Raw genomic sequence first — 23,875 nt, 5'->3', positions numbered from 1 at the left:
TCGACAGTACCCCTGGCGCCGTCCATGATCGAAGCTGATGCCGGACGACCGAAGCAACGACTCCAGACCTTCTCCCGACGCACTGCTCGATCATGCCGAGCGGGAAGGTCGCGGTCGTTTGCGCATATTCCTCGGTGCGGCACCGGGTGTCGGCAAGACCTATGAAATGCTGATGTCGGGCCGTGCCCGCCTGGCCGACGGCGTGGACGTGGTGATCGGCGTCGTCGAGACGCATGGCCGCAAGGAGACGATGGCCCTGGTCGAGGGCTATGAGGTCATTCCCCGCCGCAAGGTCGACTACAAGGGCCGCATCCTCGACGAGATGGACATCGACGCAATCCTCGCCCGGCGCCCGGCGCTGGTTCTCGTCGACGAACTCGCCCACACCAACGCGCCCGGCAGCCGCCATCCCAAACGCTATCTCGACGTCCAGGAAATCCTGACGCAAGGCATCGACGTCTACACGACGCTCAACATCCAGCATGTCGAAAGCCTGAACGACGTCGTCGCCCAGATCACCAAGGTCAGGGTGCGCGAGACGGTTCCCGATTCCATCATCGACCAGGCTGACGATGTCGAGATCATCGACCTCACGCCCGACGACCTGATCAAGCGGCTCGAGGAGGGCAAGGTCTATTTCCCCAACACCGCCCAGCGCGCGATCGAGAACTATTTCTCGCCGGGCAATCTGACCGCGCTTAGGGAATTGGCGCTGCGCCGCCCGGCGCAGCGCGTCGACGACCAGTTGCTGATCCATATGCAGGCCCACGCCATTCCGGGGCCGTGGGCCGCGGGCGAGCGGGTGCTCGTCTGCGTCGACGCGCGTCCGGGCGGGGCGGCCCGCATTCGCTATGCGCGCCGGCTGGCCGACCGGCTGCGCGCGCCGTGGACGGCACTGCATGTGGATACGCCTCGTTCGGCCGCCATGTCCGAGGAGGACAAGGACCGGCTGGCGGCATTGCTGCGCCTTGCCGAACAGCTCGGCGCCGAGGTGACGACCATTCCCGGCCAGAACGTCGCGCAGGACATCGTGCGGCATGCGACGGCCAACAATTTCACCCACATCGTGGTCGGCCGGCCGACCCGGTCGCGCTGGCGCGAATTGATCGAAGGTTCGCTCACCTACGATCTCATCCGCAATGCCGGCGACATCAGCGTTCATGTCATTTCGGGAACCGAGCGCAACACCGAGGCGACGTCAAGAAACGTCAAGGCAGCGGACGAACAGTGGCAGTTCCAGATCTGGCCTTATCTCAGGGCCACGGGTTTTGTCGCCGGTTCGCTCGCCTTCGCTGTCCTGCTCGACCAGTTTCTCGACGTTCGCAATCTCGCGATCATCTTTCTCATCGGGGTGCTGACGTCGGCGGTGACCGGCGGCCTCTGGCCGGCCCTGTACGCCTGTCTCGCCAGCGCCGTGGCCTTCAACTATTTTTTCCTGGAGCCGCGCTACACGCTGACGATCCGGGATCCGGAGAGCATCGTCGCGCTCGGCGTGTTCCTGGTCGTGGCAGTCATCGCCAGCAATCTGACGGCGCGCGTGCAACGCCAGGCGGTCGCCGCCCGCTCGCGGGCGCGGGCCACGGAGGACATCTACCTCTTTTCCAAGAAGCTCGCCGGTGCCGGCACGCTCGACGACGTTCTGTGGGCCACCGCCTTTCAGATCGCCTCGATGCTGAAGCTGCGCGTGGTGCTGCTTTTGCCGGAAGATGGAACGATCACCGTCAAGGCCGGCTATCCGCCCGACGATACGCTGGCGGAGGCCGACATCGCCGCCGCCCGCTGGGCCTGGGAGCACAACCGCGCGGCAGGACGCGGCGCCGACACGCTTCCCGGTGCCAAGCGCCTCTATCTGCCCCTGCGGACAGGACGCACCGCGATCGGCGTGGTTGGCCTCGACAACGACAAGCAGGGCCCGCTGCTGACGCCAGAGCAGCAGCGCCTGCTCGACGCGCTGGCCGACCAGGCGGCGGTCGCCATCGAACGTATCCAGCTGGTCGCCGACGTCGACCGCGCCAAGCTCGCCGCCGAGGCGGACAGGCTGCGTTCGGCGCTGCTCACCTCGATCTCGCATGATCTGAAGACGCCGCTCGCCGCCATCATGGGTGCGGCCGGCACGCTGCGGGAATTCGCGCCGGCATTGCCGGAACAGGATCGGGCGGAGCTGCTGTCGACCGTGCTCGACGAGTCCGAGCGGTTGAACCGCTTCATCGCCAATCTGCTCGACATGACCAAGATCGAGTCCGGGGCCATGGAGCCGAACTACGCTTTCCACTATGTCGGCGATATCGTCGGCTCGGCCCTGCAGAGGGCGAGGAAGATCATCGCCGAGCACAAGACCGAGATCGACATTCCCCGGGATCTGCCGATGTTGAAAGTCGATCCCGTCCTGTTCGAGCAGGCGCTGTTCAATCTCCTCGACAATGCGGCAAAATATGCCCCGCCCGGCTCGACGATCCGCATGCAAGGATGGACAGACAATGGTTCGGTCATCCTGCAGGTCATGGATGAGGGACCGGGCATTCCGCCCGGAGACGTGGAACGGATTTTCGACACCTTCTACCGGGTGCGCAAGCGTGACCAGGTCCGCGCCGGCACCGGGCTCGGCCTGTCGATCTGCCGTGGTTTCATCGAAGCGATGGGCGGCACGATCACAGCGGCGAACCGAACCGACCGTCCGGGCGCGGTTTTCACCATCAGCATGCCGAAGCCGGCGATCCCGCCTGACCTCGACACCTCCACTACCGACGATGTTGGTGACTTGGCATGACAAACTCGAACGTCAGGATACTGGTCGTCGATGACGAGCCGCCGATCCGCAAGCTGTTGCGGGTCGGCCTCGGCAGCCAGGGTTATGCCATCAGCGAGGCGCCGAACGCCAAGGTGGCGATCGAATCGATGGAGACGGAAAAGCCTGATCTCGTCCTGCTCGACCTCGGCCTGCCGGGCATGAGCGGCCATGAACTGCTGCGCAAATGGCGTGACGACGGTCTCGATATTCCTGTCGTCATTCTCTCCAGCCGCACCGACGAGGCCGGCATCGTCAACGCGCTCGAACTCGGCGCCGACGACTATGTCACCAAACCTTTCGGCATGAACGAGTTGATTGCGCGCATCCGCGTGGCGCTGCGCCACAAATTCCAGCAGCAGGGCGAAAAGCCGGTTTTCCAGACCGGCGACCTCAGCGTCGACCTGGTCAAGCGCATCGTCAAGGTCGAGGGCAAGGAGGTGAAGCTCTCGCCCAAGGAATACGAGATCCTGCGCATGCTGGTGCAGCACGCCGGCAAGGTGCTGACCCACCATTTCCTGTTGAAGCAGGTCTGGGGCGATTCGACCGACGTGCAGTATCTCAGGGTCTATGTCCGGCAGCTCAGGCAGAAGATCGAGAAGACCCCCGACCAGCCGCGCTACATCACCACCGAGACCGGCGTCGGCTATCGCCTGCGCGAGGTCGAGTAGGCGAGAGCCGTCGCTTAACCAATTGCTTCCTGCAGTCGGCTCGCCGTCGACGATGCCCGCAAGGCGGCCAGGCAGCCGAGAATTCCTAGCGGCACGAAGGCGAGGAACAGCCAGCTCGCGACATTGGCCGCCGCGTCGTGGTTCAACCCTTGCGAAAAACCGCTGGCATTGGCGACGATGCCGGCAAGGGCGGCACCCACGGCATAGCCGATGCGCTGCATGGTCGGCACCGCTGCCGAGGCAATTGTCTGCTCGTCATCCGGGGCGGAGGCGACGATGACGCGGGTCAGGAACGGCCAGGCGATGCCGAAGCCGCCGCCCTGCAGCAAGGCGCAGACCAGGATCAGCGGGATCGAGCCCAGCGGTATCGTATAGGCAAAGCCGGCGATGCCGGCGGCGATCATCAACGCGCCGCAGACGATGATCAGCCGCTCGCGCCGCGGTGGCGCGTTGGCGACGAGGATCGAGAGGATCGACCAGGCGATCGATTCGGCGGCGATGATGTAGCCGGTGGTCAGCAGCGGGATGTCGTGCAGGCTGGTCAACAGCAGCGGCCCGTAGACGCCGAAGGAGCAGGTCGCCACCGAGAAGGCGGCGACCATGGTCATGCCGGCCCCGACCGGCGTGCGCCACGAGAACAGCCGCGCCGGGAAAAGCCGGGAGCGCGGCTTCAGCGCGTCGACGTAGAAGAACAGCGCCAGGCCGGCGAGACCCAGCACGATCAGCAGCGAAGAGCGCAGCAAGGCGATGTCGACGCCGGCCGAGGCGATCAGCACCACGGCTACGGCAAGGCAGGCGAGAGCGGCGAACGGGAAGGGCGGCGCCTTGCCCTTGCTGGTGCTGGGTCTCGTCGCCTCGGGCGTGTCGAGCACGATGAAGCTTGCCAGCGCCATGGCCGTGCCGCCGACGGTGAAGACGCCGAACGCCCAGCGCCATGAGAGAAGCTCGGTCATGATCGCGCCGAGCAACGGGCCGCTGAAGGCGGCGACGCCCCAGATCGCGGACATGATGCCGAAAAGCTGCGGCCAGATGGCACGCGAAAACAACCGTTCGACCGAGACGAAGGCCAGCGACACCAGCGCGCCGCCGCCAAGCCCCTCGATCAGGCGGCCGGCGAGGAACAGCTGCATGGAAGGCGAGGTGGCGCAGATCAATGCTCCGGCCGCGTAGAGCAGGGCGGCGACCACCATGTTGGTGCGCAGCGCCACATAACTCACCAGCCGTCCGGCCGCGGCACCGGCGACGATGGCGCCGAGCTCGTAGATCGCCAGCGACCAGCCGACGAGCTGCACGCCGGCCAGTTCACCGACCATGGCGGGCATGACGGTCGCCACCATCGTCTCGTTGGTCGCGTGCAGNGGATGCCGAGGCTGATGAAGCAGAAGCGCGCCAGGTCGCCGCTCGCCCACAATGCGCGCCAGTCGACCCTGTTTATACCGATCTCAGTCATTTCTACCCCTGCCTTGCATAGCTCGGTGACGGCGCAGGGCGCCAGAAGCCAGAAAGGGCTTCCGGCAGGACCATGCATGTCGGCAACGCCGAATCCAGGCGCTGCTCAGTCGGGGCAGGTTCGTAAGACCTCAACCATGGTTGAGCTCAAGCGGTTCGTTTCCGTGGCCCATCGCAACGTTCGAGGTTGGCCGAAGCTTCTCCACGCCGCGTCGCTTCGCTCCTTGCTACGACCCAGGATGACGAAGAATGCGAACGCCCTAGGCGCGATCAGTTTTCGATGCTGCGCAGCTGGAACTGGCTGACGCCGATGGCCAGATTGATGCCCGTCTGGGTCTGCAGGCTGAGTGGCTGGAGGGTGAAGGCCTGCGACGAACCGCCAACCAGCAGATTGGCGCCGGCGCCGACGGCCGCCGTCACCTCGGCACTGGCGCCGATATAGTCGCCCGCCAGCGCACCCGGCGCGTAGATGTTCTTCAGCGGCGTCAGCACCAGCCATCGCATCACCGCTTGCTTTGTCGTGCCGATGTCGAGGCCGTATTTGTTGACGGCGCCGAAATAGGCTTCCGGCGCGAAGGTCTTGTCGGAGGGGGTGAAGGTGCAGCTCAAATCCTTGGTCGAGCCGAAGATGAAGCCGGTGCCGCCTGATATGGCGCATTCAAGCGCGCCGAGTTCGATGCCACGGTCCTGGGCTCGTGCCGCACCGGCAAGCACCGTCGAAATCACGGCAGCGGCGATGGCTGTCTTCGGCATACTGTTCCCCTCAAAATGAAACGGCGCGGAACCATCCTATCTGGTTCCGCGCCGCGAAGTGAGGGGTCGTGGAGCCCATGGCTCCATGCATTCATTTGAGCGAATGGATCAGCTCGAGCGACGTCACGGCGACGGCAAGATTGACGCCGGTCTGCGCCTGGACGCTGAGCGGCTCGAGCATGAAGGCGCTGTCGAAGCCACCTACCAGCAGGTTGGCGCCACCGCCGGTCACGACGCTGGCCTCGGCGTTGACGCCGTAATAGCTGCCGGCGAGGTCGCCCGCGTCACGGTCGCGGGTCGCGGCAAAAACGGCCCAGACCAGCTGGCCTTGATGAGTCTTTCCGAGATCGACGCCAAGCTTGGAGATGACGCCTGTGTAAACCTCGGACGGTCCATGATGGTGGGGCCGGAAGACGCAGGACACGCCCTTGTTGGACGTCACGATATAGCCGGTGCCGCCATCGATGGTGCAGTCGAGCGTGCCGAGCTGCAGCCTGCCGGCGCTGGCCGGTGCGGCAGCGAACGCGGTCATGGCGAGTGCGGCGGCGCAGGCGAGTTTCTTGATCATGGGAGGGTCCTTTCGCAATTGCTTCCAAGTAACGGCTTTGATGGCCAGACCGTTCCGCTGAAAACTTGGCGCGAACAAGGCAAGGGTTGACGGGTTGCAGCGGGGGTTAACGCGCGGTTGCCGGATTGCCGGCGAAAGCCAGCGCAGCGTGTCCTTTTGGACACGCCAACGATCTGGAATGTTTAGCGGATCTGGCGAAACCGATGTCAGCTGACGCGGGCGAGACCGTCCTTGGCCGGCTGGTAGGTCGGGTTGAGGCGAACGGCTTCCTTGTAGGATTTCGCGGCCTTCGCCTTGTCGCCGCGCCGCTCGTAGATCAGCGCCTGGTTGGCCCAGGCCTCGGCGTTCTTGCCGTCGAGCTTGATGGCCATGTTGAAGTCGGAGAAGGCATTGTCCTCGTCGCCTGTCGCCAGATAGGAAAGGCCACGGCCGTTGTAGGGTTCGGCTGCGTCCGGCGCCAGCGAGATGGCGGTCGAGAAATCCTCGATGGCGAATTTGTGCTGGCCCTGGCTCTGATAGATCAGGCCGCGATTGTGATAGGCGCGGGCATCGGTGGTGTCGAGCTGGATCGCCTTCTGGAAGTCGCTGAAGGCATCCTGGGTGCGACCCGCCTTGCGGTAGAGATTGCCGCGGCCGATATAGGCGGCGTCATAGTTGCCGTTGATCTGGATCGAGCGGTTGTAGTCCGCAAGCGCGGCTTCCTGATTGCCGAGGAAGCGCTGGATGAGCGCCCGGTTCGAATAGGCCTGGTAGAAATTCGGGTTCAGCTGGATGGCCTGGTTGAAATCCTTGAGCGCCGCCTGGTACTGGCCGCCACGGCCATAGGCCGAGCCGCGCACATTGTAGCCTTCGGGATCCTGGGGATTGCGCTGGATCACCGCCGACAGCGAGGAGATGTTCTCGCTCGACCCTTGCGCCTTGTCGATGTTGTTGAACTCGCCGGTCGGGCCCGATGTCTGGCAGCCGGCAAGCACCAATCCTGAAAGCAGGGCCGCTGTCAGGGCAAAACCACGCAATGCGGTCCCGCGCTCCACGCTCGTTGCGTTCATGTCTGCCCTGTCCTCACTTGCGCCGCGTCATTCGGGCCCGGATCCCCCCTCCGGGCCGGGTTACATCAAAATAAAAAGGTGGCGGCGATTCCACATCGCGCCACCTTGGTATCCTTCGAAAAGGACGAAATATTGGCGTTAATCAGCGCGGCGGACGCGCTGCACCGGCAGCACCGCCGGCAGCCACCGGACGCGGCGTCATCGGCAGCAGGCCTTCGCGCTGTGCGCGCTTGCGGGCCAGCTTGCGGGCGCGGCGAACGGCCTCGGCCTTTTCACGGGCGCGCTTCTCGGAAGGCTTCTCGTAATGACCGCGCATCTTCATTTCGCGGAAAATGCCTTCGCGCTGCATCTTCTTCTTGAGCGCGCGAAGCGCCTGATCAACGTTGTTGTCGCGGACGAGTACCTGCACGGGCAATCCTGTCTTTCGGGTTTGATATCAACAGGCAAGCAGCCATAGCCACTAGCCTCCGCGGCGCTCGACACCACGAATTGTGGCGGCTGATAGCAGAATCAAGCAGCGCTGTCCACAGTCGAAATGAAGGACAACGGCCAAATTGCCACCGGTTGCCCGGTAGATAGGCCATCAGCTACGCCGTGGCCAGATGCAGCCGCTCGAAATCCTCGAAGAACTCACCGTAGTCGCAGGTGATCTCTTCGCCCGCCGCGATATCGCGGGTCGCCGTCGCGCCGCCATATTGCGAAAAATCGGTATTCGGCGTCGCCGAATGGTTCATGAAACGGCCATTGTCGACTTCATAGACCATGAAACCCGGGCGATCCGGGCTCGGATAGGCATAGCGGTCGAGCAATTCCTTCAACGCTGGTGGCGCTGCCTCGTATTTGTCCATCGGGATCAGCCGGTCGAAATCAGGATCGAGGCGCCAGATCGAGGCGCCCTTGCGGATCGGCTCGGCGGCGAACATGCCGACGCCCTCGATCGCGCTCGCGGCCACATAGGTTCGGATCAGCATCATGGTTCCAGGACCTGTTTCGGCAAGAAGACCGGTTCGACAAACGGAATCGCCAAATCGCGCGGAAAAAGCAAGGCCGGCGGCCTGCGTCACTTGGACGGACGGGCCTGTTCGCCGGGTTCACGTCCGGTTGATCGAGACGCCGCCATCGGCAAACAGCGCGGTTCCCGTGGTGAAGCTGGAGGCATTGGAGGCGAGATAAAGCGCCGAGCGGGCAATCTCCTCCGGCTGCGCCATACGCTTCAAGGCATGGATGCCTTCGACGAAGGCGCGTGCCTGCGGCGTGGTGGTCGTCGCGCCGGGTGTGTCGGTGCCGCCGGGCAGCAGCGCGTTGGCGCGTAGCCCCCTTGGCCCATACTCGGCGGCCAGCACCTGCGTCAGGCCGATCAGGCCGGCCTTGGCAGCGGCATAGGCGGCCATGCCCGGCATGCCGGCAGTGTAGCCGACAAAGCTCGAGGTAAAGATCAGCGACCCGCCGCCCCGCTCCAGCATGGCCGGTATCTGGTGCTTTGCCCCGAGAAAGGCGCTTGTCAGGTTGATGTCCATCGTCTCGTGCCATGCCGCCGGCACCATGTCGGGCAGGGGCGCCATCACGCCGATGGCGCCGGCGTTGTTGAAGGCGATGTCGAGGCCGCCGAACTTTTCCAACGCCAGATCGACAAGAGCCTTTGCATAGGCTTCGTCCCTGACGTCGCCGGCAAGCGCGACGGCGGTGCCGTCCGCGTCCGATATTTCGGCGACGAGCGCGTCGAGCTCTGCCTGGCGCCGCGCGGCGACGACGAGCTTCGCGCCTTCCTCGGCAAAGAGTTTTGCGGTGGCGCGGCCAATGCCGGAACTGGCGCCGGTGACGATGGCGATCTTGTTGGCGAGTGCGAGCATTTCTTGCATCCTTTGCTTGGCGCCAGCTCTGCCGGCGATCGGATGCTTAGTCGCAAATGGGATTGGTCGGAGCCGCCCGATACCTGCCAAGGCTGAGTCGTCCCTGAACTATTGCTTCAGCAGCCAACCGAGGCGATCGAGCGAAAATGCGTAGCTGATGGCGATGAGCAGGGCGACGACGATGCCCGTGGTCGTGTAACCGGCCACATTGAATCCGGCAGCGCCGCCGAACAGGATGACCAATTCCAGCGCCAGCCGCACCGTGCCCGGAACCGGTACTGGCACACGGCCTGATCGGCTCGGGTCGTTGAGCACCGCGAAAGTGCCCCACAGCACGGCTGCAACAAGCGGCAGGACCAGGGCGAGGACCCAGCGCCACCATCCCTCGGACAGGTTCCAGCCCGCGATGCCGAGACCAAGCAAGGCGGCAAGCTCCAACAGGAAGCGTAACATCAGATTCCACCAGGCGTTGCCCATACTCGTCCTCTCGTCCTCCAGAATCTCGCGACAGGCAGTGTGACTGAACGCAGCCATAGCAGCCGGCCCGCATGCCTGTTTCTCGTCGCGGCGCAAAACGGCAAGCGCCGTCGCAAACAGCGCAAGGGTGGAAGCGCTGTTTCGCTAGTGATACACCTCGCGCGCCGGGGCCAAGTGAACGCCTCGCCGCCATTTGCGAGGCTGGAACGTTGAAAAAATATTCGGTATTCGCCATCGCCCGCGAGGCCATGCGCGGCCATAAGGGTTGGGAGGAGCAATGGTCCTCGCCCGAGCCGAAGAAGGAATACGACGTCATCATCGTCGGCGCCGGCGGCCATGGGCTGGCCACCGCCTACTATCTCGCCACCGTGCATGGCATCACCAATGTCGCTGTGCTGGAAAAGGGCTGGCTGGGCGGCGGCAACACCGGGCGCAACACGACCATCATCCGCTCCAACTATCTCTATGACGAGAGCGCCGGCATCTACGACCATGCGCTGAAGCTATGGGATGGGCTTTCCCAGGAGCTCAACTACAACGTCATGTATTCGGCGCGCGGCGTCATGATGCTCGCCCACAATGTGCACGACGTCCAGGTGCTGAAGCGCCATGTCCATGCCAACCGGCTGAACGGCATCGACAATGAATGGCTGTCGCCGGAGCAGGCCAAGGAATTCTGCCCGCCGCTCAACATCTCCAGGGATGCGCGCTATCCGGTCGTCGGGGCCGCCTTGCAACGGCGCGGCGGCACGGCGCGGCATGATGCGGTGGCCTGGGGCTATGCGCGCGGTGCTTCGGCGCGTGGCGTGCACATCATCCAGAATTGCGAGGTCACCGGCGTCAAGCGGGCCGCCAATGGCGCGGTCATGGGCGTCGACACGACACGCGGCTTCATCGGCGCCAAGAAGGTCGGCGTCGTTGCTGCAGGTCATTCCTCGGTGATCATGAACATGGCCGGCGTGCGCATGCCGCTGGAAAGCTACCCGTTGCAGGCGCTGGTGTCGGAGCCGGTCAAGCCGGTGGTGCCTTGTGTGGTGATGTCCAACACCGTGCACGCCTATATCTCTCAGTCCGACAAGGGCGAACTGGTCATCGGCGCCGGCACCGACCAGTATGTCTCCTATTCGCAGACCGGCGGCCTGCACATCTTGCAGCATACGCTCGACGCCATCTGCGAGATGTTCCCGATCTTCACGCGCATGAAGATGCTGCGCTCGTGGGGCGGCATCGTCGACGTCACGCCAGACCGGTCGCCCATCCTGGCCAAGACGCCAGTGCCCGGTCTCTACGTCAATTGCGGCTGGGGCACCGGCGGCTTCAAGGCGACGCCCGGTTCGGGCCATGTCTTTGCCCACACCATCGCCAGGGACGATCCGCATCCGATCAACGCGCCCTTCACCATCGAACGCTTCCGCACCGGCCGCCTCATCGACGAGGCCGCGGCGGCGGCGGTGGCGCATTGATGATGACCGAACTCGCTGTCGCCATGCCGCTGGTGCTGGCGGGGGAACAGGGCATGTTCCATTTGCCGTCGTCGGAAGAGGTGCGGCTGCAGCCGATCGAACGTGCCGGCAACGAGGCCGGCTGGCCGTTTTCGGTCGACGAGGGGACGCTGGCATGCGTGTGGAGCGCCGGCCAGAAAGTGGTGATGTTCTTTGAAGGCCGGCCGCATGGGCTGGACGAGGACGAGGATTTCGAGCCGCGCGGCGTGATCGTCACCACCGACCCGATGCAACTGACGCTCGGCAACATGGCCAACCGCGCTTTGTTTCGCGATGCGACAAGCGTCGAGGAGCGCCTGCGGCTCGTCGCTCCATTCATGACCATGGGCCAGAAGCTTTGCGACCAACCCGCCGGCGCCCACGTCGGCCACGGCGAATTGTAGGAACGAAGACGATGCTTCTCATACGCTGCCCCTATTGCGAGGAAGAGCGCCCGGAGCTCGAATTTCGCAACGCCGGCGAGGCCCATATCGCGCGCTCGGCCAATATGGCCGGCGAGAGCGACGATGATTTCGAGAAATTCTTCTTCATCCGCTCGAACCCCAAGGGCATCATCTACGAGCGCTGGCGGCACATGCATGGCTGCGCCCGCTTCTTCAATGCAGTGCGCGACACCGTCACCGACAAGTTCGTCATGACCTACAAGGCCGGCGAGCCGAAACCCGCCAAGCTGCCCAAAAACTCCAACGAAGTGGTTGCCAAATGAGCGGCGGGTTCCGCATTCCGAGCGCTGGTCGCCTCAGCCAGGCCAAGACCGCGCGGTTCAGCTTCGACGGCCAGTCCTATACCGGCATCGAGGGCGACACGTTGGCCTCGGCGCTGCTTGCCAATGGCGTGCATCTGGTCGGCCGCTCGTTCAAGTACCACCGGCCGCGCGGTATTCTGTCGGCGGGCGCGGAAGAGCCTAACGCGCTGGTGCAGATCGTGCGTGACACCGCGCGCAAGACGCCGAATGTGCGCGCCACCGTGCAGGAGCTTTATGACGGACTTGCCGCCAATTCGCAGAACCGCTGGCCGTCGCTGTCCTTCGACATAGGCGCGGTCAACGACATCGCATCGCCGATGTTTTCGGCCGGCTTCTACTACAAGACCTTCATGTGGCCCAAGGCGGCCTGGAAGAGCTTTTACGAACCCAAGATCCGCGAAGCCGCCGGCCTTGGCGTTTCTCCGGACAAACCCGATCCCGACCATTATTCCTCGCGCTACGCGCACTGCGACGTGCTGGTGCTGGGCGGCGGTGCCGCAGGTATCGCGGCGGCATTGGCGGCGGCGGACACCGGCGTGCGCGTCATCCTCGCCGACGAGCAGGCCGAGTTCGGCGGCAGCCTGCGTTTCGAGAGCGGCGCGAAAATAGACGGCCAGGGCGGTTTTGCCTGGGCACAGGCGGCGATCGCCAGGCTGAAGGCGATGGACAATGTTCGGGTCCTCTCGCGCGCGACTGCTTTTGGATATTATGCGCAGAATTTCGTCGGCCTGGTCGAGCGTGTCAGCGATCATCTGAAAGCCCCCGGCCATGACCTGCCGCGCGAGCGGCTGTGGCAGGTTCGCGCCAAACGCGTCGTGCTGGCCTCCGGCGCCATCGAGCGCCACATGGTGTTCGCCAACAATGACCGGCCGGGCATCATGCTGGCGGGCGCGGCGCGCACCTTCCTCAACCATTATGGCGTGGCGGTCGGCAGGAATGTCGGCGTCTACACCGCCAATGACTCGGCCTACGCGGCGGCGATCGACCTGAAGAAGGCCGGCGTCAATGTCGCGGCGATCGTCGACCTGCGCGACAACCCGACCGGGCCGGTGATCGACGAGGCGAGGGCGCTCGGCATCGAGATTAATTTCGGCCGCGCGGTGATCCGTGCCGGCGGCAAGTTGCGGGTGTCGTCGATGACCGTGCAGCCGAAGAATGGCGGCGGCGAGCGCACCATTCCCGTCGATGCGATCCTGATGTCGGCAGGCTGGACGCCGTCGGTGCATCTGTTCTCGCAATCGCGCGGCAAGGTCGCCTTCAACGACGAGACCAAGCGCTTCGTGCCCGGTATTTACGCACAAGACTGCGTCTCGGTCGGCGCCTGCAACGGCACTGACGGGCTGTCGGCGACGGTCGATGAGGCCTACGCTGCTGGCGCCAAGGCAGCGAAAGATGCCGGCGCGAAAACCGCCAAGGGCGCGAAGCCGAAGGTCGATGCCTCGGAGAGCTGGTCGCGCGGCATGCTGGGGGCTGGCCCCGGCGCCGGGCCGGACACGACGGTGAAGGCCTTCGTCGATTTCCAGAACGACGTCACCGCCAAGGATATTCGCCAGGCGGTGCATGAAGGCATGCGCTCGATCGAGCACGTCAAGCGCTTCACCACCAACGGCATGGCTACCGACCAGGGCAAGACCTCCAACATGCACGGCCTGGCGATCGCCGCCGAGACGCTTGGCAAGCCGATCCCCGAGGTCGGCCTGACCACGTTCCGCGCACCCTACACGCCGGTTACTTTCGGCGCGATCGTCAGCCATGCGCGCGGGCCGCTGTTCGACCCGACACGCAAGACCGCGATCCATCCCTGGGCCGAAGCGCAGGGCGCGGTGTTCGAGGATGTCGGCCAGTGGAAGCGCGCCTGGTATTTCCCGAAGGCGGGCGAAGCCATGCATGCAGCGGTCGACCGCGAATGCGTCGCGGTTCGCACCAAGGCAGGGCTGTTCGATGCCTCGACGCTCGGCAAGATCGAAGTGGTCGGGCCGGATGCCGCCAAGTTCATGGAGCTGCTCTACACCAATCCATGGGAGAAGCTGGAGCCCGGCCGCTGCCGCTATGGCATCATGCTGCGCGAGGACGGCTTCATCTATGATGATGGCGTCGTCGGCCGACTGGCACCGGACCGTTTCCATGTGACGACGACGACCGGTGGCGCGCCGCGGGTCATGAACCACATGGAAGACTATCTCCAGACCGAGTTCCCGCATCTCAATGTCTGGTTGACCTCGATCACCGAACAATGGGCGGTTATCGCCGTGCAAGGGCCAAAGTCGCGCGACATCATCGCACCGCTGGTCGAGGGCATCGACATGTCCGACGAGGCGCTGCCGCATATGTCGGTGCGCGAAGGCAAGATCTGCGGCGTGCCAACAAGGCTGTTCCGCATGTCGTTCACCGGCGAGCGCGGCTTCGAGGTCAATGTGCCGGCCGATTACGGCCAGGCCGTCTGGGAAGCGCTGTGGGCCGAGGGCCAGAAGCACGGCGCCGCCGCCTACGGCACCGAGGCCATGCACGTGCTGCGCGCCGAAAAAGGCTACATCATCGTTGGCCAGGACACCGACGGCACGGTGACCCCTGGTGATGCCGGCCTCGATTGGGCGGTCGGCAAGAAGAAGACCGATTTCGTCGGCATCCGCGGCCTGACGCGGCCGGATCTGGTCGCCAAAGGCCGCAAGCAGCTGGTCGGCCTCAAGACCAAGGACCCGAAGGTGGTGCTGGAGGAAGGCGCGCAGATCGTCGAGGATCCGAAGCAGGCGATCCCGATGAAGATGATCGGCCACGTCACCTCGAGCTACTGGTCGCAGAATTGCGGCCGCTCCATCGCGCTGGCGCTGGTCGCCGGCGGCCGCGACCGCATGGGCGACACGCTCTATGTGCCGATGCCGAACGGAGTGATCGAAGTGGAGGTTACCGGCATGGTGTTCTTTGACGAGACGGGAGGGCGCCTCAATGGCTAAGGCTGCTGCAAAGAAGGTCGCTCCGGCCGCATCGCCTTCGGTCGAGCGTCGATCCGCATTGGCCGGGCGTGCCATCTCCGCGACTGGCGTCAAGGTCGAGATCCTGCCGCCGGCAGAGCGTATTTCGCTGCGCGCGCCGGAAGCTTCGGTCGCGGTGCTGTCTAAGGCGCTCGGCGTGACCTTGCCGAAAAAGCCGAAGACGTCCGTGTCGAAGGCTGGCCGCACTGCCCTGTGGCTTGGGCCGGACGAATGGTTTGTCATCGATGAGGCCGGCAACGATCCGCTCGCCGCTTGCGCCACGGTTGCCGCGCTCCATTCGGCGGTGGGTGTCTCGCACCGCAATATCGCGATTGCCGTTACCGGCGCCGGGGCGGCCGCAACGATCAATTCGGGCTGCCCGCAGGATCTGTCGCTCGATGCGTTCCCGGTGGGGGCTGCCTCGCGCACCATTCTTGGCAAGGCCGAGATCGTGCTGTTGCGTACAGCTGCGGACGCCTTCCGGGTCGAATGCTGGCGTTCCTTCTCGGACTATGTCTTTACTTTCCTGTCCGAAGGGGCACGCGACGCGGCGGTCTGAACCCGGAACGTTTGCCGCGCGCGTCCGTTGTGCGGCAACAAGTCGAGGGAGAATGTCGATGCCGTCCAAGTCCGCGCCGAAGTCGCCGCCGCAATCCAAAACTGCGGCGGTCCGCTCGCTCGAACACGAGCGGCACGACGAGGCCAATGCCGAAGAGGAGCTCGAAGAGGGCCTCGAGGATACGTTCCCGGCCAGCGATCCGGTGTCGATCACCAGCTCGGCAATCCCCGGCGCACCTGCCAAGCCCGGCAAGGCCAAGACCGTTGCGGGACGGAAAACCCGCAACCCCTGATTTCCCCAATTTCAGTTTTGGCGGTACCTTCTCAAGGTCCCGTTACATGCGCTATTTAAAGCGCTTTGGGAGATGAAAATGCCGATAAAAGCCGTCGTCTGGGGCGAGAACGTCCATGAACAGACCAACGCCGCCGTGCGCGATCTCTATCCCTTGGGCATGCATGGCACCATTGCCGCCGCGCTCAACCAGGACAAGGGCATCGAGGCGACCACGGCCACCTTGCAGGAGCCCGAACATGGCCTGGGCGAGAAGCGCCTGGCCGGCACCGATGTCCTGCTGTGGTGGGGCCACGCCGCCCATGGCGAGGTCAAGGACGAGATCGTCGAACGCGTGCAGAAGCGGGTCTGGGAAGGCATGGGGCTGATCGTGCTCCATTCCGGGCACTACTCGAAGATCTTCAAGCGGCTGATGGGCACGCCCTGTTCGCTGAAATGGCGCGAGGCGGGCGAGCGTGAACGCGTCTGGGCGATCAATCGTGGCCATCCGATCGCGCAAGGCATCGGCGAATGCCTGGAGATCGGCGAGACGGAAATGTATGGCGAGCCGTTCGCGGTGCCGGAGCCGCTGGAGACGGTGTTCATCTCCTGGTACGAGGGCGGCGAAGTGTTCCGGTCGGGACTGACCTATCAGCGCGGCGCGGGACGGATCTTCTATTTCTCGCCGGGCCACGAGACCTATCCGATCTACCACAATGAAGGGGTGCAACAGGTGCTGCGCAACGCCGTGCACTGGGCGCACAATCCCGCACCCGCATGGTCCGACGTCACCAATGCGCCGAACGTGCCGACGGACAAGGCCAAGGAAAAGATCGTCCAGAAAGGCCTGCGCCTGCATGCCGATGGCGACAAGGGCCTTAGTTGATCAGCCTAAGCTGATCGGGGCCTGGGCTGATCGAGGCCTGGGCTGATCGGGGCATGAACTGGTTGGGGGTGGGTTGATGCACCGAATTCTTCTGCTCGGCACCGGCGGCATCGCCGGGCATCATGTCGAGGAGTTCGCCGGGATTCCCGGCTGCAGCATCGTGGCCTGTGTCGACCAGATGCCGGGCCGCGCGGCGACGTTCGCCGGGGCAAACAAGATTGGCGACTGCTTCGAGAGCCTTGAGGCGGCGATCGCCTGGGGCCAGTTCGATGCCGCCATCAACGCGACGCCGGACGGCGTGCACAAGGCAACGACGCTGGCGCTGCTTGCCGCGGGCAAACACGTCTTTTGCGAGAAGCCGCTGGCGCCGAACCATGCCGACGCGCTTGCCATGACCGAAGCCGCCGAGGCGGCAGGCGTCGTCAATATGGTCAACCTGACCTATCGCAATTCGCCGGCCATCCAGGAAGCGCGGCGCATGGTGCAGGCCGGCGCCATCGGCGAACTCCGCCATGTCGAGGCGAGTTATCGGCAAAGCTGGCTGGTCAGCAAATCCTGGGGCGATTGGCGGGTCGAGGACAAATGGCTGTGGCGCCTGTCGAGCCGGCATGGTTCGACGGGTGTGCTGGGCGATGTCGGCATACACATACTGGACTTCGCCACCTATGGCGCCGCCCAGGACATCGTCAGCCTGCATGCCGACCTGGTGACATTTCCGAAGGGCGAGGGCGAGCAGATCGGCGACTATGTGCTGGACGCCAATGACAGCGTGGCGATGACGGCGCGGCTGAAGTCAGGCGCGCTCGCCACGATCATGGCGAGCCGCTACACGACAGGCCACGCTAACGATCTGTCGCTGGCACTGCACGGCACCAAGGGGGCCATCAAGGTCGAGACCGACGGCAAGGTTTCGCACCTGTCCGCCTGTCTCGGCGGGGATGTCGACCTGCAGCGCTGGCGGACTCTGGCGCCGCCTGATGTCAAGCGCAATGCAAGGTGCTTCGCCGATGCGCTGGAGAGCGGGCAGAACGGCGCCCCGTCGTTCCGGCGCGCCGCCGACATGCAGAAGCTGATCGATGCGGCGTTCGAGAGTTCGGCGACTAGGCTGCCGGTCTCGATCGCCTGACGTCACCGAATGGCCGGCCGCGCCGGCCAGAAGCGTTTTGGCGCAAATATTAGAAAGCGCTCGGCACGATCCACGGGTTGATGCTGATGCCGAGGCGCGGGCCTTTGCCTTCAGCGGTGTTTTCCGTGTTGCCCTTCTTCTCGACCGAGCCGGTCGAAGCGCAATCGAGCTTCACATTGGTCCTGGTGTCGACACAGGTCGCAGCCGGCGGGTGCTTGACCGGGTGGGTGGCGCTGGCGGCGAAAGCCGAGCCCGAAAGGGCCAGAATGGCGGCGAGGGTGAGGACGGTCTTTTTCATTGTCAGTCTCCGTTTTCGACGGGTGAATCTCTTCGTACATGTACGTTATGCCGTACAGATACGCCTGCCGCTCACGAAGTTCAAGACGAAATCGTACATGTACGGAAATTTTTTGTTAACCAAGAAATCGCCACCGGTTTGGCCGGTGGCGACAAGGCTTTGCAGTAAGGGGATGTCGTTCAGCAGTTGACCGGTGTCTCGGTCAGCGGAGGCACATCTTGCGTGCGCAATGTCGCAAGCGTGAAATCGCACATCCGCTTCACGAAAGCCTGGGGATCGCCGAAGGGGTAGAATGGAAAGGTGATCAGCAGCGAGATCGTGCCGTGGCCGACCGCCCAAAGCATGGTGGCGATGGCGAGCGGATCGCCCTGCAGCTTGCCGGCGACGACACAGGCCTCGACCCGGCTGATCAGTGCCTTCATCGCCGGGTTGCTTTCCTCCATGTCCGCGTAGCTCCTGCCTTCCGGCAGCTTGGTCTTTTCGGTCATGAAGACGGTACGGTATTCGTTGGGATTGCCGAGTCCGAAGGCGGCATATTCGGTCATCACCGCCTGCAGGGCCTCGATCGGGTCGTCGGACGGGTGCTCCTCGATGCGCCGGGCAAGCGTCTCGAACGCATCTTCGGCAAGCGCGAACAGGATGTCCTGCTTGTCGGCGAAGTAGGAATAGACCGACATCGGTGCATAGCCGACCCGCTTGGCCAGCTTGCGGATGGTCAGCCCCTCATAGCCTTCTTCCTGGACGAGCTTGTGCGCGGCTGCGACCAGTTCGGAACGCAGTTCCGCCTTTTGTTTCTCGCGGCGTTTCTGGACGCTCTGCGGCAAGATCCGTGCCTTTTGATTGGTGGGTGTCCGGCTAAACTATATACGCTGTACGGAAACGGACAAGAGCGCCCCAGGTTCCCAAACGGCACGCATCGGATCGCGCCGACACAGCCGTCCCTCCCATCACGTCACATCTCTCTGTCGATTAGTTTGACTGCAAGATACGAAAGCAGCTTCACCGCCTCCCCATAGGTTCTGGCCTTTTCGGGATTGGAGGCATTGCCGTCCAGCGCCCGCTTGTAGACACCCTGGCAGATCGCCGCCAGGCGGAAGAAGGAGAAGGCGAGGAAGAACGGCCAATTGCCGATGCCTTCGAGCCCGCGTCGGCGGCAATAGGCGGCGACATAATCCTCTTCCGAGGGCAGGCCGAGCGCCGTCCGGTCAATGCCGCCGAGGCCGCGAAAGCCGGATGCGTGCGGCAAGCGCCACTGCATGCACTGATAGGCGATGTCGGCGAAGGGATGGCCCGATGTCGACAGTTCCCAGTCGAGCACCGCCAGCACCTCTGGCCGGTCCGGCGCGAAGATCAGATTGTCCAGCCGGTAGTCGCCATGGACCAGCGAGACACGGCCGTCATCGGCGGGCATATGCGTTTCCAGCCAGGCGATCAGCCGGTCCATGTCGGCGATGGCGCCGGTTTCCGAAGCGCGATACTGGCTGGTCCAGCGGGCCAGCTGCCGCTCGAAATAATTGCCCCGCCGGCCGAAATCACCGAGACCGACGGTCTCGACGTCGACGTCGTGCAGGGCCGCCAGCGTACCGTTCATGGCGTCGTAGATGGCGAAACGCTCATCGTTGTCGCGCGCTTCGGGCAATGCCGGATCCCAGAAGATGCGGCCGTCGAGGAAAGCCATGATGTAGAACATGCGGCCGATCGGCGAATCCTCGGCCGACAGATGCAGCATCCGCGGGACGGGCACCGCGCTGCCGGCAAGCGCCTTCATCACACGAAATTCCCGGTCAACCTGATGCGCCGATTTCAACAACTGCCCCGGCGGCTTGGCGCGCAGCACGTAGCGGCCGCTTGCCGCCGCCAGCAGATAGGTCGGGTTCGACTGGCCGGATTTGAATTTTTCGATTGCGGCGAGCCCGGAAAAGCCAGGGATTTCCGCCTCGAGGTAGGACGCGAGCGCCGCTTGGTCGAGCGCGTTCGGGTCGTTCATGCGGTCTCGGGCTGGCGTTCGATCAGGGTCAGCGTCAGCCAGCGGGCGGTGAGTGCTGGTTTCTTCGAGCCCTCGATCTCGATCGTCACGTCGTGCGCGGTCTGCACCCAGCCCGATGGCCTGACCTTGACGTCGGCCAGCACGAAACGGGTGCGAATGCGGGCGCCAGTCTTCACCGGCGCCAGGAAGCGCAGCGAATCGAAGCCGTGATTGACACCCATCTTGCCGTTTTCCAGCGGCGGCATGGTCTCGAAGGTCATCGCCGACAGCAGCGACAGCGACAGGAAACCATGGGCGATGGTGCCGCCGAACGGCGTCTCGCGCTTGGCCCGCTCCGGGTCGCAGTGGATGAACTGGTGGTCGTCGGTGGCGTCCGCGAACTGGTCGATCATGCGTTGCGTGACCGCCCGCCAGGGTGAGACGCCAACTTCCTTGCCGACGCTGGCCAGAAGCACATCGAGACTGATCGGTTCCACGCTCATGTCCTCCAGTTCACCCCCGGCTTCTGCGGCCGGCAAATGTCATTCCTTGAACAAGGTCAATCCATGCTGCACCGATTGCCCGCCGTCGATCGGCAGGATGGCGCCGGTGACATAACTCCCTGCACGGCTGCACAAATAGAGCGTTGCGCCGGCAATGTCATCCGGTGTGCCGATACGGCCGATCGGAACATGGCTGCCGACATGGTCGGCCTGTTCTTGGGTGCCGGTGGCAAAGGCCGTCATGCGGCTTTGGAAGGGGCCGGGCGCGAAGGCGTTGACGGTGATGCGCCGAGGGGCGAATTCGAGCGCCAGCGTACGCGTCAGATGATGAACGGCGGCCTTCGAGGCGGTGTAGGAATAGGCGTCGTCGGCGAGCGGCTGCGTGCCCATCACCGAGCCCAGATTGATCACCCGGGCCGGATCGGCGTCGCTGGCGGCGGCCTCGAGCAGCGGCAGTAATTCGCGCGTCAGGTGGAAAACCGCGGTGACATTGACGCCGAAAACCTTGGCCCAGGCGTGGTAGGGAAAACTCTCCAGCGGCGCGCCCCAGGAAACGCCGGCATTGTTGATCAGAATATCGAGTTGGTCGGTCCGCGCCTTGACCTCGGCGACAAGCGCGGCAATGCCGGCCTCGCTGGAGACGTCGCCAGCAAAGCCATCGGCCCGCCCGGAGGCGCCGAGATCGTTCAATTCGCCGGCGCCCTTGACGCAGTCTTCGCCCTTGCGCGAGGCAATCATGACGCTGGCGCCGGCCTTGACCAGCGCGGTGGCGGCCATGCGGCCGATGCCGGTCGCCGCACCCGTCACCAGCGCGGTCTTGCCGGCCACCGAAAACAGCTCGTCCAGATAGCCCATCACAATCCTCCGCGCCCTGCCTCGGCATGCGGCAATCAGTTCGCGTTGACAAGGCTATCCGAAGTACGGTCATCCTTGCCACGGGTAAAATGCCCGGCCTGCATGAAGGGTTAGCGACCGATGACGGAGATGAACCTCGGCATGACCGAGCGGCTGAAGCCGATCCACGCCCGCGTCGCGGCCATGGTACGCGACGAGATCATGCCGCTGGACAAGGAATTCCTCGCCGAAGTGGGCAAGGACGGTGACCGCTGGGTTTACAGCGCGCGGCAAAGCGAAATCCTCGAAGGGCTTAAGAGAACCGCACGGGAGCGCGGCCTGTGGAATTTCTGGCTGACCGGCTCGGAGCGCGGCTATGGCCTGTCGACTGTCGAATATGCCTATCTGGCCGAGGAGATGGGCAAGGCGCATCTCGGCGCGGAGACCTTCAACTGCTCGGCGCCCGACACCGGCAACATGGAGGTGCTGGAACGCTACGGTTCGGCCGACCACAAGAAGACCTGGCTCGAGCCGCTGCTCGACGGCAAGATCCGCTCGGCCTATCTGATGACCGAGCCGGATGTGGCCTCGTCGGACGCCACCAACATTGCGATGCGCTGCGAGAAGCAGGGCGACGACTATGTGCTCAATGGCGAGAAATGGTGGGCGTCGGGCGCCGGCGATCCGCGTTGCGCCATCTACATCGTCATGGTGCGGACCGGCGGCGACCAGGAACCGCGGCACCGTCGCCATTCGATGATCCTGGTGCCATTGGACACCAAAGGCGTGACCAAGGTCCGCGCCATGCAGGTCTATGGCGACGACGACGCGCCGCATGGCCATATGCACCTTCGCTTCGACAATGTCCGAGTACCCGCCTCGAACCTCATTCTCGGTGAGGGCAGGGGCTTCGAGATAGCGCAAGGCCGGCTCGGGCCGGGCCGCATCCACCACTGCATGCGCGCCATCGGCCAGGCCGAGATGGCCCTGGAGATGCTGTGCCAGCGCTCGGTGCGCCGCGAGGCCTTCGGCCAACCCCTGGCGAAACTCGGCGCCAATTTCGACATCATCGCCGAATGCCGCATGGAGATCGAGATGGCGCGGCTGCTGTGCCTGAAGGCGGCGTGGATGATCGACCAGGGCGATGCGCGCGCCGCGGCCCCCTGGATCAGCCAGATCAAGGTCATCGCACCACGTGTCGCGCTCAAGGTGACCGACGAGGCGGTGCAGATGTTCGGGGCCCAGGGCATCAGCCAGGATACGCCACTGGCGCGTTCGTGGACGCATCTGAGGACATTGCGCCTCGCCGACGGACCCGACGCCGTGCATCGCCGCCAGGTGGCGCGGACGGAGCTGAAGAAATACACGCAGGAAAAGGTCTGAGCCGTTGCCTGACCTCTGCCGGCAAGCAAGGAGCCCGCGATGACCATCCCTTCCGAAATGCAGGCGCTGCTGCTGGTCGGCGACGGCTACACCAGGACGCCGAGCGGCAGCGTGCTGGAAGCGATGGAGCCCTACATCGAACCGGGCAGCATCGCGGTGCCGGCGCCTGGACCGAGCCAGGTGCTGATCAAGGTCAGTCTCGCCTCGATCAATCCTTCCGACGTCGCCTTCATCAAGGGCCAGTACGGCCAGCCGCGCGCCAAGGGCCAACCGGCCGGCTTCGAGGGCGTCGGCACGGTCGTTGCCGGCGGTGATGAGCCCTATCCGAAAAGCCTGATCGGCAAGCGGGTCGCCTTTGCCACCGGCGTCACCAACTGGGGTTCGTGGGCGCAATATGCCGTCGCCGAGGCGGCGGTCTGCATTCCGCTCCTCGACACCGTGCGTGATGAGGATGGCGCGGCGATGATCGTCAATCCGCTCACCGCGATCGCCATGTTCGAGATCGTCAAACAGGAGGGTGAAAAGGCCTTCGTCATGACTGCCGGCGCCAGCCAACTCTGCAAGCTGATCATCGGCTTGGCTCGCGAAGCGGGGTTCCGGCCTATCGTCACCGTGCGCCGTGACGACCAGACCGCATTGCTGAAAGAGCTTGGCGCGGCGCATGTCCTGAATGAAAAGGCGCCGGACTTCAAGGCAGCGCTGCGTCAAGTGATGAAGGAAGAGCAGCCGCGCATCTTCCTCGATGCGGTGACCGGACCATTGGCCTCGATTATCTTCGACGTCATGCCGAAGCGTTCGCGCTGGATCATCTACGGCCGGCTCGACACCGACGCCACCATCATCCGCGAGCCCGGCCAGCTGATCTTCCAGCACAAGCACATAGAAGGCTTCTGGCTGAGCGAATGGATGCGGCAATTCAAAGACCGGCGCGGCCTGGCGATCCTGGAGGCGCAGAAGCGGTTTTCCAACGGGCGCTGGTCGACCGACGTGACGGCGGTGGTGCCGCTCGCCGAGGCCATGGTGCGGTTGCCGGCGGAACTGGCCAAGCCCAATGGCAAGGTTTTCATCCGGCCTTAAAGCAAACTTCTGGAAAAGTGGGAAGCCGTTTTCCCGGGAAAAGCGCATAGCGCTTTCCCTTGGAAATTGCGTCAAAACAAAGCGTTCGCGCAATTCCTAGGGCATCTGGAGTTCGAAGCCGAGGCCTTCAAAAGGCCATCGATGGTCATCAACAA

Annotated in this window: 24 protein-coding genes and 1 pseudogene; 12 read left to right on the top strand and 13 right to left on the bottom strand. The window is 64.2% G+C overall.

Annotation, left to right across the window (positions count from 1 at the left end; genetic code table 11):
* Positions 1-37 precede the first annotated feature (37 nt).
* Both X743_RS154780 and X743_RS154785 read left to right on the top strand, forming a co-directional pair.
* Entirely contained in the window at positions 38-2,767 is a 2,730-nt protein-coding gene (locus tag X743_RS154780) for a sensor histidine kinase KdpD (RefSeq protein WP_023765887.1), read from the top strand.
* A complete protein-coding gene (locus X743_RS154785; RefSeq protein WP_023765886.1) occupies positions 2,764-3,456 on the top strand; it encodes a response regulator transcription factor in 693 nt (230 codons plus the stop codon). Before X743_RS154780 ends, X743_RS154785 begins: the two co-directional genes overlap by 4 nt.
* Before the next feature lie 14 nt (positions 3,457-3,470).
* On the opposite strand, the pseudogene X743_RS01000000168935 reads toward X743_RS154785, so the two are convergent.
* The 8 genes and pseudogenes from X743_RS01000000168935 to X743_RS154820 all read right to left on the bottom strand — a co-directional run bounded on the left by X743_RS01000000168935 (position 3,471) and on the right by X743_RS154820 (position 9,602).
* Positions 3,471-4,906, bottom strand: a pseudogene (locus X743_RS01000000168935) (MFS transporter).
* A 269-nt stretch (positions 4,907-5,175) separates the two neighbouring features.
* On the bottom strand, positions 5,176-5,658 hold the full coding sequence (locus tag X743_RS154790; RefSeq protein ID WP_023765885.1) for a DUF992 domain-containing protein: 483 nt from the start codon (positions 5,656-5,658) through the stop codon (positions 5,176-5,178).
* A 91-nt stretch (positions 5,659-5,749) separates the two neighbouring features.
* Positions 5,750-6,226, bottom strand: coding sequence for a DUF992 domain-containing protein (locus tag X743_RS154795; RefSeq protein WP_023765884.1), 477 nt, complete (start codon positions 6,224-6,226; stop codon positions 5,750-5,752).
* 206 nt (positions 6,227-6,432) lie between these two features.
* A complete protein-coding gene (locus X743_RS154800; protein WP_023765883.1) occupies positions 6,433-7,275 on the bottom strand; it encodes a tetratricopeptide repeat protein in 843 nt (280 codons plus the stop codon).
* 142 nt (positions 7,276-7,417) lie between these two features.
* Complete coding sequence (gene rpsU / locus X743_RS154805) at positions 7,418-7,684, bottom strand: 30S ribosomal protein S21 (RefSeq protein WP_010911429.1); 267 nt, start codon at positions 7,682-7,684, stop codon at positions 7,418-7,420.
* A gap of 178 nt (positions 7,685-7,862) precedes the next feature.
* Positions 7,863-8,246, bottom strand: a complete 384-nt coding sequence (locus X743_RS154810; RefSeq protein WP_245264216.1) for an SET domain-containing protein-lysine N-methyltransferase — start codon at positions 8,244-8,246, stop codon at positions 7,863-7,865.
* 120 nt (positions 8,247-8,366) lie between these two features.
* Positions 8,367-9,125, bottom strand: a complete 759-nt coding sequence (locus tag X743_RS154815) for an SDR family oxidoreductase (RefSeq protein ID WP_023765882.1) — start codon at positions 9,123-9,125, stop codon at positions 8,367-8,369.
* 108 nt (positions 9,126-9,233) lie between these two features.
* Complete coding sequence (locus X743_RS154820; protein WP_023765881.1) at positions 9,234-9,602, bottom strand: YrdB family protein; 369 nt, start codon at positions 9,600-9,602, stop codon at positions 9,234-9,236.
* 209 nt (positions 9,603-9,811) lie between these two features.
* On the opposite strand from X743_RS154820, the gene X743_RS154825 reads away from it, so the two are divergent.
* The 8 genes from X743_RS154825 (at position 9,812) to X743_RS154860 (ending at position 17,659) form a co-directional block, all read left to right on the top strand.
* Positions 9,812-11,065, top strand: coding sequence for a sarcosine oxidase subunit beta (locus X743_RS154825; protein ID WP_023765880.1), 1,254 nt, complete (start codon positions 9,812-9,814; stop codon positions 11,063-11,065).
* A complete protein-coding gene (locus tag X743_RS154830; RefSeq protein WP_023765879.1) occupies positions 11,065-11,487 on the top strand; it encodes a hypothetical protein in 423 nt (140 codons plus the stop codon). The genes X743_RS154825 and X743_RS154830 overlap by 1 nt, the downstream gene beginning before the upstream one ends.
* 11 nt (positions 11,488-11,498) lie before the next feature.
* A complete protein-coding gene (locus tag X743_RS154835) occupies positions 11,499-11,810 on the top strand; it encodes a sarcosine oxidase subunit delta (protein WP_023765878.1) in 312 nt (103 codons plus the stop codon).
* Positions 11,807-14,800: a sarcosine oxidase subunit alpha gene (locus tag X743_RS154840; RefSeq protein ID WP_023765877.1), complete on the top strand. Its 2,994-nt coding sequence runs from the start codon at positions 11,807-11,809 to the stop codon at positions 14,798-14,800. Before X743_RS154835 ends, X743_RS154840 begins: the two co-directional genes overlap by 4 nt.
* Positions 14,793-15,377, top strand: coding sequence for a sarcosine oxidase subunit gamma (locus X743_RS154845; protein ID WP_023765876.1), 585 nt, complete (start codon positions 14,793-14,795; stop codon positions 15,375-15,377). The genes X743_RS154840 and X743_RS154845 overlap by 8 nt, the downstream gene beginning before the upstream one ends.
* Positions 15,378-15,435: 58 nt before the next feature.
* Complete coding sequence (locus X743_RS154850) at positions 15,436-15,669, top strand: hypothetical protein (RefSeq protein WP_023765875.1); 234 nt, start codon at positions 15,436-15,438, stop codon at positions 15,667-15,669.
* A gap of 78 nt (positions 15,670-15,747) precedes the next feature.
* Positions 15,748-16,533, top strand: a complete 786-nt coding sequence (locus tag X743_RS154855; RefSeq protein ID WP_023765874.1) for a ThuA domain-containing protein — start codon at positions 15,748-15,750, stop codon at positions 16,531-16,533.
* A 76-nt stretch (positions 16,534-16,609) separates the two neighbouring features.
* Positions 16,610-17,659 (top strand): Gfo/Idh/MocA family oxidoreductase, encoded by a 1,050-nt coding sequence (locus tag X743_RS154860; RefSeq protein ID WP_023765873.1) that lies wholly within the window; start codon positions 16,610-16,612, stop codon positions 17,657-17,659.
* A 49-nt stretch (positions 17,660-17,708) separates the two neighbouring features.
* Here X743_RS154860 and X743_RS154865 read toward each other — a convergent pair whose 3' ends face one another.
* The 5 genes from X743_RS154865 to X743_RS154885 all read right to left on the bottom strand — a co-directional run bounded on the left by X743_RS154865 (position 17,709) and on the right by X743_RS154885 (position 21,281).
* Positions 17,709-17,957: a DUF680 domain-containing protein gene (locus tag X743_RS154865; protein ID WP_023765872.1), complete on the bottom strand. Its 249-nt coding sequence runs from the start codon at positions 17,955-17,957 to the stop codon at positions 17,709-17,711.
* A gap of 179 nt (positions 17,958-18,136) precedes the next feature.
* Positions 18,137-18,781 (bottom strand): TetR/AcrR family transcriptional regulator, encoded by a 645-nt coding sequence (locus X743_RS154870; RefSeq protein WP_023765871.1) that lies wholly within the window; start codon positions 18,779-18,781, stop codon positions 18,137-18,139.
* A 128-nt stretch (positions 18,782-18,909) separates the two neighbouring features.
* The gene (locus tag X743_RS154875; RefSeq protein WP_023765870.1) at positions 18,910-19,944 is read right to left on the bottom strand and encodes a phosphotransferase; all 1,035 of its coding nucleotides are present in this window, start codon (positions 19,942-19,944) and stop codon (positions 18,910-18,912) included.
* Positions 19,941-20,426, bottom strand: coding sequence for a MaoC family dehydratase (locus X743_RS154880; RefSeq protein WP_023765869.1), 486 nt, complete (start codon positions 20,424-20,426; stop codon positions 19,941-19,943). The genes X743_RS154875 and X743_RS154880 overlap by 4 nt, the downstream gene beginning before the upstream one ends.
* Before the next feature lie 39 nt (positions 20,427-20,465).
* Positions 20,466-21,281: an SDR family oxidoreductase gene (locus tag X743_RS154885; protein ID WP_023765868.1), complete on the bottom strand. Its 816-nt coding sequence runs from the start codon at positions 21,279-21,281 to the stop codon at positions 20,466-20,468.
* A 120-nt stretch (positions 21,282-21,401) separates the two neighbouring features.
* On the opposite strand from X743_RS154885, the gene X743_RS154890 reads away from it, so the two are divergent.
* On the top strand, positions 21,402-22,643 hold the full coding sequence (locus X743_RS154890) for an acyl-CoA dehydrogenase family protein (protein ID WP_023765867.1): 1,242 nt from the start codon (positions 21,402-21,404) through the stop codon (positions 22,641-22,643).
* 39 nt (positions 22,644-22,682) lie between these two features.
* Complete coding sequence (locus X743_RS154895; RefSeq protein ID WP_023765866.1) at positions 22,683-23,720, top strand: zinc-binding dehydrogenase; 1,038 nt, start codon at positions 22,683-22,685, stop codon at positions 23,718-23,720.
* Positions 23,721-23,875: the final 155 nt, after the last annotated feature.

It is taken from the genome of Mesorhizobium sp. LNHC232B00 (assembly GCF_000502435.1).
Classification (GTDB): domain Bacteria; phylum Pseudomonadota; class Alphaproteobacteria; order Rhizobiales; family Rhizobiaceae; genus Mesorhizobium; species Mesorhizobium opportunistum.
The sequence above is the reverse complement of the archived record's forward strand: the minus strand, read 5'-3'. Positions and strand labels throughout refer to the sequence as shown.

Bases quoted from the DNA above. Each gene is read 5' to 3' on its own strand.
- X743_RS154780 (WP_023765887.1), top strand. From the start codon at position 38: ATGCCGGACGACCGAAGCAACGACTCCAGACCTTCTCCCGACGCACTG.
- X743_RS154785 (WP_023765886.1), top strand. From the start codon at position 2,764: ATGACAAACTCGAACGTCAGGATACTGGTCGTCGATGACGAGCCGCCG.
- X743_RS154790 (WP_023765885.1), bottom strand. From the start codon at position 5,658: ATGCCGAAGACAGCCATCGCCGCTGCCGTGATTTCGACGGTGCTTGCC.
- X743_RS154795 (WP_023765884.1), bottom strand. From the start codon at position 6,226: ATGATCAAGAAACTCGCCTGCGCCGCCGCACTCGCCATGACCGCGTTC.
- X743_RS154800 (WP_023765883.1), bottom strand. From the start codon at position 7,275: ATGAACGCAACGAGCGTGGAGCGCGGGACCGCATTGCGTGGTTTTGCC.
- X743_RS154810 (WP_245264216.1), bottom strand. From the start codon at position 8,246: ATGCTGATCCGAACCTATGTGGCCGCGAGCGCGATCGAGGGCGTCGGC.
- X743_RS154815 (WP_023765882.1), bottom strand. From the start codon at position 9,125: ATGCTCGCACTCGCCAACAAGATCGCCATCGTCACCGGCGCCAGTTCC.
- X743_RS154820 (WP_023765881.1), bottom strand. From the start codon at position 9,602: ATGGGCAACGCCTGGTGGAATCTGATGTTACGCTTCCTGTTGGAGCTT.
- X743_RS154830 (WP_023765879.1), top strand. From the start codon at position 11,065: ATGATGACCGAACTCGCTGTCGCCATGCCGCTGGTGCTGGCGGGGGAA.
- X743_RS154835 (WP_023765878.1), top strand. From the start codon at position 11,499: ATGCTTCTCATACGCTGCCCCTATTGCGAGGAAGAGCGCCCGGAGCTC.
- X743_RS154840 (WP_023765877.1), top strand. From the start codon at position 11,807: ATGAGCGGCGGGTTCCGCATTCCGAGCGCTGGTCGCCTCAGCCAGGCC.
- X743_RS154845 (WP_023765876.1), top strand. From the start codon at position 14,793: ATGGCTAAGGCTGCTGCAAAGAAGGTCGCTCCGGCCGCATCGCCTTCG.
- X743_RS154850 (WP_023765875.1), top strand. From the start codon at position 15,436: ATGCCGTCCAAGTCCGCGCCGAAGTCGCCGCCGCAATCCAAAACTGCG.
- X743_RS154855 (WP_023765874.1), top strand. From the start codon at position 15,748: ATGCCGATAAAAGCCGTCGTCTGGGGCGAGAACGTCCATGAACAGACC.
- X743_RS154860 (WP_023765873.1), top strand. From the start codon at position 16,610: ATGCACCGAATTCTTCTGCTCGGCACCGGCGGCATCGCCGGGCATCAT.
- X743_RS154865 (WP_023765872.1), bottom strand. From the start codon at position 17,957: ATGAAAAAGACCGTCCTCACCCTCGCCGCCATTCTGGCCCTTTCGGGC.
- X743_RS154875 (WP_023765870.1), bottom strand. From the start codon at position 19,944: ATGAACGACCCGAACGCGCTCGACCAAGCGGCGCTCGCGTCCTACCTC.
- X743_RS154880 (WP_023765869.1), bottom strand. From the start codon at position 20,426: ATGAGCGTGGAACCGATCAGTCTCGATGTGCTTCTGGCCAGCGTCGGC.
- X743_RS154885 (WP_023765868.1), bottom strand. From the start codon at position 21,281: ATGGGCTATCTGGACGAGCTGTTTTCGGTGGCCGGCAAGACCGCGCTG.
- X743_RS154890 (WP_023765867.1), top strand. From the start codon at position 21,402: ATGACGGAGATGAACCTCGGCATGACCGAGCGGCTGAAGCCGATCCAC.
- X743_RS154895 (WP_023765866.1), top strand. From the start codon at position 22,683: ATGACCATCCCTTCCGAAATGCAGGCGCTGCTGCTGGTCGGCGACGGC.